The following is a 13,845-nucleotide window of genomic DNA, read 5'->3' as shown; positions in this document are numbered from 1 at the left end:
AGCGGCCTATTCGCGAGAACTATCATAACTAGGAGTGGGGTCTGAACAATCATAAATTGCGCCCGCTTTTGTGGCATGAATACCGTCGAAAGGGCATTCGGCGATTGGCCCGTGACCAACGTCCTCAAGACGAAGTGCTCGCGCTCGCGCCGGAGGCTCGGTCCAGAGCACCGGTGCCCGGTGCCCGCGGCGTCATTCTGTGAGTACGAGGACACCAAGCCGCGCAAGACGCCGACCTGGTTCGCTCTCGACGAGAGCCGGCCGCTGTTCGCGTTCGCGGGCATGTGGTGCACATGGGCCCGAACCCGCGGCACGAAGGGCGACCCGGTCGAAGGCGAACACCAGCTCTACTCGTTCCTGACGTGCGAGCCGAACGCTATCTTCGGACCCATCCACCCCAAGGCGATGCCGGTCATCCTGACGACAGCCGAGGAGATGGATCTCTGGATGCGCGCTGAGTGGTCAGAGGCGGCAACCCTGCAGCGGCCCTTGCAAGATGACGTGTTGCAGATCGTCGCCAAGGGTGAGCGGAAGGACCCTGCCGAATGACCGGATAGCGCCCATCCCGGTCGTTCAGGCCCGATTTGTCCATGCCCGAAAACGGACACTCGGGCTCGTCTCGATAAACAGCGGAAATGCGCCCTACTGTTCCGAATCTATTAAATGGACGCTCATGAGGCCGGGTAGTTTGTGGCGTTTCGCTATGATCTAGTGCTGACGCAGACCGGGCGGGAGGCACAGGCGTGCATATTGAATTCTTGGAGATCGCCAATTTCCGGAAGTTGTTGTCGACACGCGTCGACCTTTCGAACAAGACCACGCTTTTCGTAGGCGCAAATAACAGCGGCAAGACGTCGGCGATGCTGGCGCTACGCCGCTTCCTGTCGCCGCGCCGTTGTCCATTCGAAATGCACGATTTCACGCTGTGCCATTGGCCCACGATTATTCAGCTCGGCGAAAGCTGGGCAGCTGCCCGGAACGCGGAGGAAATCGTCGACCTAGTTGTTGATCCCTGGGTTAGCGTATTGCCGACGCTGGATCTGTGGCTGCATGTCGAAGCGGGCGAGATGCACCACGTTCGCGACCTCATCCCGACCTTGGATTGGGCGGGCGGAAGGCTTGGTGTTCGGCTGCGCTACGAGCCGAAGGATCTTGCGCTCTTGTACAAGGAGTACATGGGTGCGGTGAGCGATGCTGAGACGATGAGAGCGGCAGCCATCGCGGCCGCAGCGGCGGAGAATCCTGACGCTGATCCGCCTGCTATTCCGCCCAAGCTGACGATCTGGCCCGAGAGTCTGATCGATTTTTTGAGCAAGCGTTTGTCGACGCACTTCACTATTCGGGCCTATTCGCTAGATCCGGGTCAGCTTCTCGCTCCTGCAAAATCCCTGGCGCGTCCGCAGGTCCTTCCGGGCGGTTCTCGGCCGATCGATGGTGATCCGCTGAGCGGCCTGATCCGCGTTCATGACATACCGGCGCAGAGGGGCTTCGGTGAGGAGCAGCAGGCCGCGGAGGACGATGATGCTCCTACGGCGGCGAGCGGCAGTCGCCTGTCCGACCAGCTCAGAAGCTACTACGCCAAGCACCTCGACCCGACGAAGGGACCTGATCCGAAGGACCTTGGCGCGTTGCAAGCAATAGAAGCCGCCCAGGACGCTTTTGACAAGCGCCTAACCGAGAGTTTCAAGGCGGCGTTCACCGAGGTCGAGGGTATGGGATACCCTGGTGTAACCGATCCACGCCCGCGCGTTTCGACACGTCTAAAAGCTATCGACGGTCTCAACCACAACGCGGCGATCAGTTTCGAGGTAGACGTCATTGCAGAGGAGGGCGCGACGACGCCTGTGTTGCGGTTGCCTGAGGCAAATAACGGCCTCGGCTATCAAAACCTGATCTCCATGATATTCCGGTTGATGAGCTTTCGTGACGCTTGGATGCGTGTCGGGAAGGCATCAACAGGCGCGACGGTGACCACGACCGAACCTCTCCACCTTGTCCTGATCGAGGAGCCGGAAGCGCATTTGCACGCACAGGTCCAGCAAGTCTTCATTAAGAAGGCTTATTCGGTGCTGCGTGAGCACGAGGACCTCGGTGACAGTCAAATGCTGCGCACGCAGTTGGTGGTCAGCACCCATTCGAGCCACGTCGCGCATGAGACGTCGTTCTCTTGCCTGCGGTACTTCCGGCGGCTACCTGCGGGTATGGCCGCGAAAGTGCCAGTCTCCACTGTTATCAATCTGTCGGAGGTTTTCGGTCCAGGTAGTGAGACCGAGCGTTTCGTGACTCGATATCTTCGGGCCCAGCACGCGGATCTGTTCTTCGCCGACGCGGCGATTTTGGTGGAGGGACCGGCGGAACGCATGCTCGTCCCGAACTTCATCCGAGCGCACTACGACGAACTCAACCAGTGCTACATCACTCTGCTTGAGATCGGAGGAAGCCACGCGCATCGTCTCAAGCCTTTGATTGATCACCTCGGCTTGCTGACCTTGATCGTCACTGACCTGGATACGCTGGATAAAACGGGCGGCGCCTCCGTCCAACCCGCGAAGGGCGCTGGTCAGAAATCCAATAATGCGACGTTGAAGACATGGGTGCCGAAGCTCGACGACGTCGATGAGCTCATGCGAGCTGATGGCGCCATGAAGACGCTACATGGGGACGACGACCCGCTATTTGCTGTGCGGGCCGCGTATCAGATCCCGTTGGGTCTGACGTCCCCGGGTATCGTCGGGCCGGAGGTCGCATATCCGTATACGTTTGAGGACGCGCTGGCGTTCGAGAACCTTAGCTTCTTCGCCGAACTAGATGGGACCGGCCTGGTCCGCAAGTTTCGCGACGCGATTGCCGATGGTGGCGGGGCGGTCGCGATTGGAGGGAAAATGTACCTCGCCCTCAAGAACGGCAAGAAGGCTGAGTTTGCACTTGACGTCATGGAGGTTGAGAATTTCGACACGATCGTCGTGCCGAGCTACATCGCCGAGGGACTTGAGTGGTTACGTGCGCAGCTCAAGAAAAAGCAGGTGGAGATTCTACCTCTTGTGAAGGCGGCGCCGTCCGAGGAGGAGGTAGAAACTGAGCCGCCGGTCGAAGAGCATGTCGTCGCCGAAATCGAGCGTGCCGACACATGAGCGCGGTCGACGACAACTTCGATTCCGAAGCCGATAGAACCATCCTCGCCTGCCTGAATGTCGAGAAACCGAGGAGCTTCTTTCTTTATGCTGGCGCCGGATCGGGCAAAACGCGGTCGCTCGTCGAGGCGGTCCGGACGGTGTGTAAGGAGCAGGGCCGGCTGTTGTCGCTATCCGGTCAGAAGATCGGGGTGATTACCTATACCAATGCCGCCTGCGACGAGATCAAGCAACGGCTTGAATTTGATCCTCGCGTAGAGGTGTCGACCATTCACGCGTTCGCGTGGTCGCTGATTGCCGGCTACGACGGTGATATTCGAAGGTGGCTGTCGAACCGGCTCCTAGCGGATATTGCAGAGCTGAAAGAAGCACAGGCGAAGGGTCGGGCACACACCAAAGCCGCATCGGACCGCGCACGCTCGATAGAAAGCAAGCAGCGCCGCCGCGAGAACCTCGCCGAAATTACGCGATTCGTTTACAGCCCAACCGGCGATAACCGCACCAGAGACTCTCTGAGCCACGCAGAGGTCATCGCCATGACCGCCGATTTTCTCGGTGCGAAGCCTGGTTTGCGCCGGCTGCTGGTGACCCGCTTCCCCATTTTGTTGATCGACGAGAGCCAGGATACGAGCCGAAGGCTCATGGACGCGCTGCTCGATGTCGAGGCGGGATACCGCGAGGCCTTTTGCCTCGGACTCTTTGGCGACACGATGCAGCGTATCTACGCCGACGGTAAGGAGCGTTTAGCGGAGGCGATCCCGCAGGCCTGGGCCAGGCCGAGGAAGCGAATGAACCATCGTTGCCCCACGCGGATCATCACACTCATCAACAAGATTAGACGAGATGAGGATGGCGAGGAACAGCAGCCACGAAGCGATGCTAAGCAGGGCGTCGTTCGGCTGTTCGTCGTCTCGCAGGCGATAGGTGACAAGAGCGCGGCCGAGGCCACCGTAGCGGCTCGAATGGCAGAGCTCACGGGTGATCCGAGCTGGGCGGCGGGAGCCGAAGCAATCAAGACGTTGGCGCTAGAGCACCTGATGTCCGCGCGCCGGTTTGGCTTCGAACAATTTTTCGAGCCCCTCTACGCGGTTGAGCGCATCCGCACGAGCTTTCTGCAAGGGACCGGAGCGGGCATTGGACTCTTCACGCGCGAGATACTGCCGCTCGTCACGGCCCTGCGCACGGGAGATAGGTTTGCTGTCGCGGCAATCGTTCGGCGCACCTCTCCGCTCCTGGAGCGCAAAGCGCTTGAAGCTGCAGGCGAGAAGCAGGTCGAGATTCTCAGCAAGGTAAAGGCTGCCTGCGATGGCCTGCTGGCTCTGGTGAACGCGGATGAGAAGCCGACCGCTCGCTCGGTCTTGCGCTATGTAGCCGGAGCTAACCTATTCACGATCCCTGAGGTTTTGGTTCCGTTTTCCGCCGCTGATGCCGGCGTCGCGGAAGGCGAGATTGACGCTGCCGCCGCCGATGACGACCGGGAAGAGGAAGTCGATGTCAAAAGTGAGTTGGGCGGTTGGCGGTTGGCGCTTGAGGCGCCGTTCGACCAGATCGAGCGATATGATCGCTACGTTCGGGGCGTCTCGCAGTTCGACACGCACCAGGGGGTGAAGGGGCTGGAATTTCCAAGAGTGATGGTCGTCGTTAGCGACGATGAGGCTCGTGGCTTCATGTTCGCTTACGACAAGCTTTTCGAGACCAAGGCGAAGAGCAAGAAGGATCTTGAGAATGAAGCGGCAGGCAAGGAGACGACAATCGATAGGACGCGGCGACTATTCTATGTAACTTGCAGTCGCGCGGAGCAAAGCCTAGCCGTGATTTACTATACTGCAGAGCCGACCATGGCGCGCGAGGCGATGATACGGCAGGAGTGGTTTGAGCCTGGAGAGATAGAACTGATCGAATAGGAACTACGGACTCGCAAGGGAAGGTCGGCTTTGCGCCACTCCAGGCTGAATAGCCGCCAGTCCACTTTCGGCCAGATGCGGACTAGCTCACCAACGGATGTCATAAAACAAAAAGACCGCCCGGCCGAAGCCGGGCGCCGACGGTCGTATTCTTCGGCGAGATCGGAGACGATTTCGGTCCCGGTCTTTAGAACGACCTTGTTAGCCGCCGCCTGGCGAGAACGCTCGGCGTAGGCGGCTGCCTTGATGTCGATTTCGCAGTCGGCGCGGCCGCCCTCGTAGAAATGGCTAGCGCCGAGCCAGGCGGCGAAGGCCGACCCAGTCGATGGCGAAAACCAGCCTTATTCGTTCCAGACGCGCAAGCCGAACGCTGTCGTCGGCCCAATCCACCCCAAGGCGATGCCGGCCGTCCTGACGACTGCGGAGAAGATTGACGCCTAGATGCTAGGCGAGCGCTCACTAACCCTGCCAAATGCCGTATGAGGCGTTAGATAGAGCAAGAGCCGCGTTACCGCGGCTCTTGCAATGAGGACGCAGATAGGTCGCGCCTCCATTTGGGCAGCCTTTTCCTAGGTCAGGGGAAGCGGCGAAGCAACAATAAATTTGCGGCGTCATCATACTTTCATATTGCGTTTTCTTGCAAATGCTGCCTCGCCAAAAAACGGGAGCAGTACGCAACCAACGCTCTTACCAAACATCAGCAAAATTGAGGAATGGGACAGGCCAGAACGCCGCGACGTTCATATTCAAAACAAAAACGCAAATATTTCAATACATTAGACTGTCATAAAAGGATCATTGCTGTTCCATAGAACGGACACTCCAGAGCCAGCGTTCTGGAGCACGTGGAATGGTCGCGCCTCCATTTGGGCAAAGATGTCGGGGCGACCATTCCGATCTGAAGCAGTAGAAATGCATCGGAAAGGATAGAGTCATGATTGACGCTTTCGTCCATCTTGCCCTTGGCTCCCTAGGGGTTGGGCTAACCACTTGGGGAATTTTGCTGACTCATCGACAACGTCAGGCACTCACGGAGATGCGCACCACTCTCCGAAGCCTAGAACAGGTCCTTCGGTCTGTAGATCGTTGACAACGCTTGCTATTTCGCCCCCGCCTTGCGCGGGGGCGGGGTCTTGTTGATCACAGATTACTGCAAGAGCGAGAAATTTTAGGCACTGCAATCAGGTACCCTCCTCGAACGCAAACCTCATAGCCCCCTGATCGCCTTAATCACCTTCTCCGCGATCAGGATCAGCCCCCAGATGGCACCTATCACAGTGCCTATTGCGGCTATGCTTGCGAAGATCCACCCCCAGGCCATTTTCTGGGCCTTGCCCATGACGGCTAGAGGTTCGAGCAGTTCCTCCAGTTTCTGAAACCGCTGGCTGACGTCCGTCCGGAAATCAGATATCTCCCTTCCCTGCCGGCGCCGTTCGTTTTCAGCCTCCTCGGACTTCGCCTTGAGGTAGGCTTGCCCTTTCTCAATCTCGGCGACGCGCGTCGACAGCGTGCCAAGGGCGTGCTGGGAAATCGGATCGATGTCGTCCTCCGCCATCACCGCAGGCCCTCGTCGCGCACCTGGTAGAACCGCGCGAGCCCGGCATGCCGGCGCTTGCAGGCCACCAGCGCAGCCCTGTCCTGCGACCAAAGCTCGACGACGCGGCCCTGGCCAATCCCGGACACGGATTGGCCGGACTCTTGACTGGCCGGCAGTGCAGCAGCCTGCCGGGCGCCTATCGAGGCGCCGACGGCCTCGCCGGCATCGCCGGCAAGGCTCACCGGGTCGTCACAGGCCCGTGTGAGGCCCGACGGCGGGTCCGCCAGGTGCGGACGCTCCGCCGATCCGGTCGAGGAGCTGCAGGCTGTCAGAGCCAAGGCCGCAAGCGTCGCGGTCAGGATGGGTGCGGGCCGCATCGGCGATCTCCGTGAGCGTGGTTTTCAGACGGTCGTTTTCGTCGGCGAGATCGGAGACGATTTCGGCCCCGGTCTTGAGGGCGACCTCATTGGCGGCCGCCTGGCGCGCGCGCTCCGTAAAGGCCGCGGCCTTGATGTCTGCCTCGCAGTCGGCGCGGCCGCGCTCGTAGAAGTGGCCGGCACCGACCCAGGCGGCGAAGGCGATCGCCGCCGCCGCATATAGCTGCCAGGGCAGCCGGCCGAGGGCGGAGACGACGGACAGCGCGGCGGCGATCATTCGCCGGCCCTGCTGCGGATCAGCCACCCCAGGCCGAGGGTACCGCCGATCGGAAACGCGATCCGGACCAGATCGGCCGTCTCCGGCGTCATGATGCCCGGGATGGCGGACTGCAGCGGCGGGATCAGGATTGACGCGACTGCCGTCCCGAGTGCGGACCCGACCGTGGCGGCGATCACCTTGCGCGTCGGCCAGGCTTTTGCCTGGGTGACGAGCGGAGCCTTGGCCATGGTGACCTCCTATGTCCGGGAAAAGATGGAAAACAGCGCCCGCACGAGCGCCTGGAGCGCGCTGCCGGCTACCGAAGCCTCGTCGGTCGGCTCGACGTCGGGTGGCGGCGGGACGGCCTGCGAAGCCTCTAGGGCCGTCCGCGTGGCGGTCCCCATCTTGCCGTCGACCGTGAGCCCGTGATCTCCCTGGAACGCCCGGACGGCGGCGCCGGTGTCCGCGCCATAGATGCCGTCCGCGCCGGCGGGACCGATGTCGTAGCCAAGGCCCTTGAGGGTTCGCTGCACCTCACGCACGGCCTCGCCTGTCGAACCGCGGACCAGGAGCGACGGAACGAAGCGATCCGGATGGGCCTCCGCCTCGTCTTCCATTGGCACGGCCCCGGCATAGTCGCCGTGGCGAAAAAGGGCCGCCTCCTCCGCCCGGCGGCGGGTCAGGCCCCGCATCACACGCCCGGCCGCCCGGTTCCACTTGTGGAACTCTCCGGCCGCCCCCGCCTTGTCGCCAGCGTTCAGCTTGCGCAGCAGCGTCGACTTGCGGAGATTGCCGGCGCCGAGGTTGAAGGTGAACGAGACCAATGCGTCGAACTCGTGCTGCCGGAGAGGCACGGTCACCGCCGACGACACGGCCCGCTCGAATACGGCCAGGTCGGCCTCGAGGATCTCGAACGCCTCGCCGCGAGTGATGGTCATTCCCGGACGGACCGACGGCGGCCCGGCCCTGGACGTGTGGCCGACGCCGATGGTCCACGGCTCGCCGCCGGTGGCGGGATCCGGGTAGGCCTTGAGCACAACGCCCTCGTGCGCGGCGATGAACGCCACGCCGCGATCGGAAGTCTTCATGGGATGTCTCCTGGAATCAGAAAGCCCGGCGCGATGGCCGGGCTCGACTTGGTTCAATTGGTGACGGCCGCGTCTATTCCGCCTTGCGCGTATCCCTGCCGGCGCCGCCGGCGGGTTGCTTGACGTCGAGATGGGTGGTCGCGCCACCGTTCTTGTTCGCGCGGTGCGTCCTGGACGCGATCCGATACAGGCCGTCGACGCCAGGCCGCGTGCCGCTCAGGTCGACGGTGCCCTCCGCGAAGGCCTCCTCGGCGAGATCGAGATCAATTGTGCCGCCGCCACCTTCCCGGTCGGCGTCGCGCTTGCGCGCTTCGGCCGTCTCGCGGGCCTGCGCCTGATCGGCGACCGGCGCCCGGACCACGTTCGACGCGTCCGGTGCGTCCTCGATCTCGAAATCGACCTCCTCTTCCTTGAAGCTGGCCGTCTCGCGATCGAAGTAGCGGACCTTCGCCCGCCCGAATTCCCGTCGGCCTGCGAACGGCTCGATGTCCCAGTTCAGGACATTCCCGCCTTCGCCATATCGGGCCGTCACGGTCGGCAGCGTACCGCCGGCCGGCGTCGCTGCGTCGCCACGCGCTTTCAGGACCGCTTGATCGCCGCGGATCTTGAACGTACCGGCGAGCTCGCGCGCCAGGCGCTGGCCGAGATGCAGGAAGCTCTCGGCGTCGGCCGACCAGTAGTCTCTCGCAATCGAGGCCAGGCCGGGCGAGACCTTCACTCCGGCGAGCCCGGCGAGCTTGCCGGCCTTCGCAAGGAACTCCTGGAGGGAGGCGTCGTCCATATGGAACGACAGCGGCTCTTTCACCTTCGAGCGGATGTCGAGCCCCTTGGCGCCGACCGAGAGCGTCCGGCCGCCGCCCTTCGCCCCCCGGGACCGAACGCGATCGACCGTCCCCTGGAACACAGTCACCCCATTGAGCCCAACCGAAACCGACGCACCCTTAGGCGGCAACTTCACCTGGCCGTCGGTATCGTCCAGCTCAAGCGCGCACGTGTCGGCGCTCTCGCCGTCCTTGTCGACGACCTCAAGGGAACTCAGATAGTGGCGCCATCGGCTGGTCACGTCGACGCCGGCGACGATCACCTGCCAATCTACCGTCCAGGGCATTTCGAGACCTCCCGGCCGATCCGCTTGTCAGCCGAACAGATCGACGACCTTGCGCGGCACGGGCGCAGACCGCGCAGCCGGCGGGTCGGGCAGGAATACGACGGTGCCGAGGGGAAGGACCGCACCGAGATCGGCCAGTCCCGGATTGAGGTCGAGGGCGGCTTCCACCAGTTCCCGACCGCGCACGCCATCACGGCGCCAAAGAAGCAGATCGAGGGTGATCCCCTCCCCCCGTACGGTGCGCTCTTCCGGCATCGGTTGTTTTCCTAGTTCACACCGAACAGGTTGAGCAGCGACCGGATGATCTGCTGCCCATCACCGGCCTCGGCCGGTACGCTGTCCAGCTCGATCGTGTAGGTGAGAGTGAACCCGACACCGTCCCTGGTCAGATCCTTGTGGCTCTCGCGGATCCGCGCGATCGCATACCAGTGCGGAAAGCGGTAGCCATCGCCCCGACTGACCGGAAACCGCGCCCCTTGCCGGCGCATGGAATGGGCCAGCTCGAGTTCCGTCATCCCGCCGATCCGACTCGGCAGAAGCTGGCCGGTCAGGGTCAACTTGTCCTCGCCTTCCCCGGTGAACTCCGCACCATCGGCCGTACCCAGGAGCGGCTTGCGCGCGATCGACGCCGTCGCCTCCCGCTCCACACCGTCGACGTTGAAGGGTCTCGTATCGAAGGTGAGCGCACCAAGCATGTAAAGCATTAGGCACCTCCCCATTCGATATCAGCCTGAATGCCTGAAAGCCCATCGCGGACCCGACGCCCGATCTCCTCCACCGCAAGCCGGGCCACCTCACGCTCGTCCATGCCCGGCGCGGCATGAATGTGAACTTCGCCAATCGACACTGCGGGGCCGGATGGCGCCGATCGCCTTGACGCCGAACCTGGCGCCGGACCGATGCGCGGTAGCGAGGTGGTTTCTTCCCGGAAATATCCCCGCCCGCCAGCAAACGCAGAGCCAAGCGACCGCATTTCGCCGACCAGATCGTCGTTGGCGATGATCCGGCCACCCACCGATGGGACGAAGAGTTCAGGCCCCCTCTCGCCGACGATGTAGGGCCGAAGCGCCGAGACAGGGCCACCACGCGCCCGCCCCGGAGGCGTATTGCCAGCCCCGAGACCAACCGCAGTTTTGAGCCGTCCGACCGCACCGCTAACGGCGCCTGAAACCGAACTGCGGATCCGCGAGGCAAAATTGGACACATAGTCCAATACAGCACTTGCGCCGGCCTTAATGCCCGCGAGCAGCCCATCCATGATTTGCCGGCCGATCGTGACCAGATCGATGCTTCCAAGTATTTCGACAAGCCGTCCCGGGAGTGCTGCCACGTCGGCGATGACCTGGCCGATCGTCTCACCGACCCTGACACCGAAAGCGCGCCATTCTTCAGACGTTGCATCGACGGGGGCGGTCAACTGCTCGAGCCAACCGATCAACGTCCCGACCGCCGAACTGACCGCATCGATTGCATCGCCAGCGCCGGGGAAGGCCGATTTGATCCCTTCGCCGATCCCGACGAACATCTCCTTGATGCCGCTCCAATTTCTGTAAATCCAGACGCCGGCCGTTGCGATGCCGACCAGTATCGCGCCCACACCGGTCGAGATCAGCGCCAGCTTGAGAGCGGTCATCGCGCCCCGCGCCACCATCAATCCGGCCGCCGCGAGTCGGGCCGCCGGTCCAGTCGCGCGAAGCTGGGCATTCGCAGCTGCGAGCGCGACGCGTGCCTCGGTTGCCTCCTTCGCCGCCGCAGAAACCGCCTTCGTAGCGTCCGGTAGAGAGAGGCCTGCAACCTGGCCCGCCTTTGCGAGATTGCGCATGTGCACGGCGCTCGCGAAAGCAGCCTGGCGTTGCTCCCAAAGCGCTTTGGCATTTGCCGCGGCATCAACGGCAAGACGGCGCGCCTGTCCGCCCGTCGCGGCCGAGCGCATGGCGCGAAGTGCCGTCGCGGTCCCGTTCACCGCTCCACCGAGACCCCGAAGCCCCACGATCGCCGCAGAGAGGACACCGCCCTTCATCCACAGCATCGAGAACCGCGCTGCGATCGCCGCGACCCGAAGCCCGATCAGTCCTGCCGACAGGGCAACGACCGTGCGAGTCAGCTCCGGATTTTCCTGAGCAAACCGCACGATATCCATGATCACCGGGCCCAACGCATCCATCAGCCCGTTCATGGCCGGCAGAAGCGCCGACCCTATCGCGATGGCGGCCGCTTCGGCCTTGTTCTGGAAGAGCTGCCAGTTGTTCGCCGTGGTCGCGGCGCGGGCCGCATACTCCTTTTCTGCCGAACCAAGGTAATTCGCCTTCTGGGCCACACTGGCGAGCGCTGTATCGTAAAGCTCAAGTTGCGTCACGAGGGGCGCCAGCGCGCGCGCTTCGTCGCCAAACAGCTGGGATAGTGTGGTGGCCTGCAAGTGTTCGGGCAGCTCCCGAATCCGAACGATAACCTCCCTGAGCGTCCCGACTGCATCGTCCTGCATGCTCTTGGCGACATCGGTCGCACTGAGACCAAGACGGGCAAATGCGTCGCGCTGCGCATTCGTTGCGGCAACACCTTTGGAGAGAGCCCGACCGACGTTGCGGAAGCTGGTCGCGGCGACGTTCGCCTGCGCACCGGACGCGATCATCGCCGATCCGATGGCCGCCGTTTCCTCGGCGGTGAACCCGTATTGCTCGCCGGCCGCGGCAACCCGGTTCATGTAATCGATGAGGTCCGGCGCCGCCGAGGCCGATGTGTTCGACAGATGGTTGATCGCGTCGGCCAGCGCGCTGGTGTCGGCAACGGAGAGCTGCAATTGCGTCTTGATCTTCGCCAGGGCCTCGCCGGTCTGACCCGCCGTCATGTCGAAGGCGACGCCGACCTTGGCGGCGACCTCGGTAAACGCGAGCAGCTCGTCGCCGGCCATTCCCGCCTGGCCGGCGGCCGCAACAATCGACGCGATCCCCGTCGCTGCGATCGGAATCCGCGTGGACATCGTCACGATGTCAGCCGACATCTGTGAGAAAGCGTCCGGGGTCGGAAAGTCCACGACCTTGCGAACGTCGGCCATCGCAGACTCGAATTCGACCGCGGCGGCAAGTGGAGCCTTGAGAGCACGATAGAGGCCGTAGCCGGCGGCGGCGGCTCCGATCAGCTGCCCGCGCATCCGCTCCATCTCGACCGTATTGCGCGCAGCTGCGTCCTTGAGGCGCGCCACCGTCTGCGCGATCTGGCGCGACGGACCGGTCGCGCGGTCGGTGACCGACACGACAAGTTCGGAAACGAGACGGGTCATAATTGCCTTGAAAAGACGGACGTCAGCGATGCATCCTCCGCACAGTTGGGGAGGATCATAGATGCCAGGACGATTTCAGATTGCGGTACTCGCATGCGCCGGGTTGGCCGCGAGCTTCGGACCAGCGGCGGCGGACACGCACGCTTTCGGCGAATGGATCTGCGTGGAGACTTCTGCCGAGCTGTTCGACGTGGTGATCGACGACGGATCACACCGGGTGAACAATCTGTCGATCGTCGAGGGCGTGAACCGGCTGTCGGGAGCAACGGTTCTCAGGCTTTCGGCCTCGGTTTCCAATCGGTCCGACGCGAAGTCCCCGATCTCGATCGAGGCCGTGGGCCGGCCCGAAAGCGGTGACCATCCGATCTTCGCCGTCAGCGCCACTCCCCCGTTCGGCCAGATTTCCGGTGGCGAAACGGAGGAGCTGAAAAAAGATATCGTCGTCTCCCCCGGCACCATCGGAGAGGCCAAGGACACCTGTGTGCGTGCAATGGTCGAATAGCGATCAGCGGTGTGGCGGCGCGCTATTTCGCATCTCTGGGTCGCGCTGTTTGAGGATCCGCATGACCGACTTGCGATAGGCCAGGAACTCGTCGATATCCCAGCCTTCGACCTCGCCGATTGACGAGTTGGTCTCGCGCGCGACCAAAACGATCAGATCGCGCCAGAGGGGACGCTCACCGTCGCCCCCGCCTCGGCCTCCGCTTTCTTGCGGGCCTCGGCCAGCTTCATCGCGGACTTTCCCATAAGGGGTACGGTCCCTTCGTTGATCGCCTCGAAGTCGTCGAAATCGAGCATGTCGATCACCTCGGAGGGCTCTCCCGCCAGCGTCGCCAGGGTGGCAATCGCCGAAGCATAGGGATCTTCGATCCCTTCGGTCAGCTTCGGATCACCGGCCCGCATCCGCCGGAAAGTGAGAGACACAACCTTGCGATCTTTGTCTTGGGCCTCATCGATCTCGACACGCTCGAGCTCGGTGACCGCCGCTCCATCAACTATTCGGGCCACCTCTCTGACCGCGAAGGGATAATCCAAAGTGTGGGTCCACTTCGTCAGCTTCTTCGTCGAAGGCGTGACTGAAGGCGTGGTCTCGCTCGTCATGATGGAATACCTCGAAACGAAAACAGCCCGCGAATGCGAGCCATGTTGAAAATCATCGGTGAC

15 protein-coding genes are annotated in these 13,845 nt (G+C 62.7%); 4 read left to right on the top strand and 11 right to left on the bottom strand.

The window, feature by feature from the left end; translation table 11 throughout:
- The first annotated feature begins 75 nt into the window (after positions 1-75).
- From J2S73_RS06610 to J2S73_RS06600, 3 genes are all read left to right on the top strand, one after another.
- Entirely contained in the window at positions 76-549 is a 474-nt protein-coding gene (locus J2S73_RS06610) for an SOS response-associated peptidase family protein (RefSeq protein ID WP_306884660.1), read from the top strand.
- Between the two features lie 194 nt (positions 550-743).
- Entirely contained in the window at positions 744-3,131 is a 2,388-nt protein-coding gene (locus tag J2S73_RS06605) for an AAA family ATPase (protein WP_306884659.1), read from the top strand.
- The gene (locus J2S73_RS06600) at positions 3,128-5,035 is read left to right on the top strand and encodes a UvrD-helicase domain-containing protein (protein WP_306884658.1); all 1,908 of its coding nucleotides are present in this window, start codon (positions 3,128-3,130) and stop codon (positions 5,033-5,035) included. Before J2S73_RS06605 ends, J2S73_RS06600 begins: the two co-directional genes overlap by 4 nt.
- 1,207 nt (positions 5,036-6,242) lie before the next feature.
- Here the strand turns inward: J2S73_RS06600 and J2S73_RS06595 are convergent.
- The 9 genes from J2S73_RS06595 to J2S73_RS06555 form a co-directional block, all read right to left on the bottom strand.
- The gene (locus tag J2S73_RS06595) at positions 6,243-6,590 is read right to left on the bottom strand and encodes a hypothetical protein (protein ID WP_306884657.1); all 348 of its coding nucleotides are present in this window, start codon (positions 6,588-6,590) and stop codon (positions 6,243-6,245) included.
- Positions 6,590-6,814 (bottom strand): hypothetical protein, encoded by a 225-nt coding sequence (locus J2S73_RS06590; protein WP_306884656.1) that lies wholly within the window; start codon positions 6,812-6,814, stop codon positions 6,590-6,592. The genes J2S73_RS06595 and J2S73_RS06590 overlap by 1 nt, the downstream gene beginning before the upstream one ends.
- A gap of 7 nt (positions 6,815-6,821) precedes the next feature.
- Positions 6,822-7,226: a hypothetical protein gene (locus tag J2S73_RS06585; protein ID WP_306884655.1), complete on the bottom strand. Its 405-nt coding sequence runs from the start codon at positions 7,224-7,226 to the stop codon at positions 6,822-6,824.
- Positions 7,223-7,456, bottom strand: coding sequence for a hypothetical protein (locus tag J2S73_RS06580; RefSeq protein WP_306884654.1), 234 nt, complete (start codon positions 7,454-7,456; stop codon positions 7,223-7,225). Before J2S73_RS06580 ends, J2S73_RS06585 begins: the two co-directional genes overlap by 4 nt.
- 9 nt (positions 7,457-7,465) lie before the next feature.
- On the bottom strand, positions 7,466-8,296 hold the full coding sequence (locus J2S73_RS06575) for a glycoside hydrolase family protein (protein ID WP_306884653.1): 831 nt from the start codon (positions 8,294-8,296) through the stop codon (positions 7,466-7,468).
- Between the two features lie 73 nt (positions 8,297-8,369).
- Positions 8,370-9,404 (bottom strand): phage late control D family protein, encoded by a 1,035-nt coding sequence (locus J2S73_RS06570; RefSeq protein ID WP_306884652.1) that lies wholly within the window; start codon positions 9,402-9,404, stop codon positions 8,370-8,372.
- 27 nt (positions 9,405-9,431) lie between these two features.
- Positions 9,432-9,659: a tail protein X gene (locus J2S73_RS06565; RefSeq protein ID WP_306884651.1), complete on the bottom strand. Its 228-nt coding sequence runs from the start codon at positions 9,657-9,659 to the stop codon at positions 9,432-9,434.
- 11 nt (positions 9,660-9,670) lie between these two features.
- Positions 9,671-10,108: a phage tail protein gene (locus J2S73_RS06560; protein ID WP_306884650.1), complete on the bottom strand. Its 438-nt coding sequence runs from the start codon at positions 10,106-10,108 to the stop codon at positions 9,671-9,673.
- Entirely contained in the window at positions 10,108-12,681 is a 2,574-nt protein-coding gene (locus J2S73_RS06555) for a phage tail tape measure protein (RefSeq protein ID WP_306884649.1), read from the bottom strand. Before J2S73_RS06555 ends, J2S73_RS06560 begins: the two co-directional genes overlap by 1 nt.
- Positions 12,682-12,742: 61 nt before the next feature.
- On the opposite strand from J2S73_RS06555, the gene J2S73_RS06550 reads away from it, so the two are divergent.
- A complete protein-coding gene (locus J2S73_RS06550) occupies positions 12,743-13,183 on the top strand; it encodes a hypothetical protein (protein ID WP_306884648.1) in 441 nt (146 codons plus the stop codon).
- Positions 13,184-13,186: 3 nt separating this feature from the next.
- On the opposite strand, the gene J2S73_RS06545 is transcribed toward J2S73_RS06550, so the two are convergent.
- Together J2S73_RS06545 and J2S73_RS06540 are read right to left on the bottom strand one after the other, a co-directional pair.
- Complete coding sequence (locus J2S73_RS06545) at positions 13,187-13,330, bottom strand: hypothetical protein (RefSeq protein ID WP_306884647.1); 144 nt, start codon at positions 13,328-13,330, stop codon at positions 13,187-13,189.
- Positions 13,331-13,335: 5 nt separating this feature from the next.
- On the bottom strand, positions 13,336-13,782 hold the full coding sequence (locus tag J2S73_RS06540) for a hypothetical protein (protein ID WP_306884646.1): 447 nt from the start codon (positions 13,780-13,782) through the stop codon (positions 13,336-13,338).
- Between the last annotated feature and the right edge of the window lie 63 nt (positions 13,783-13,845).

Origin of the sequence: Amorphus orientalis (assembly GCF_030814015.1) — a bacterium.
GTDB classification, from domain to species: Bacteria; Pseudomonadota; Alphaproteobacteria; order Rhizobiales; family Amorphaceae; genus Amorphus; species Amorphus orientalis.
This window is presented reverse-complemented; position numbering and strand designations above follow the sequence as displayed.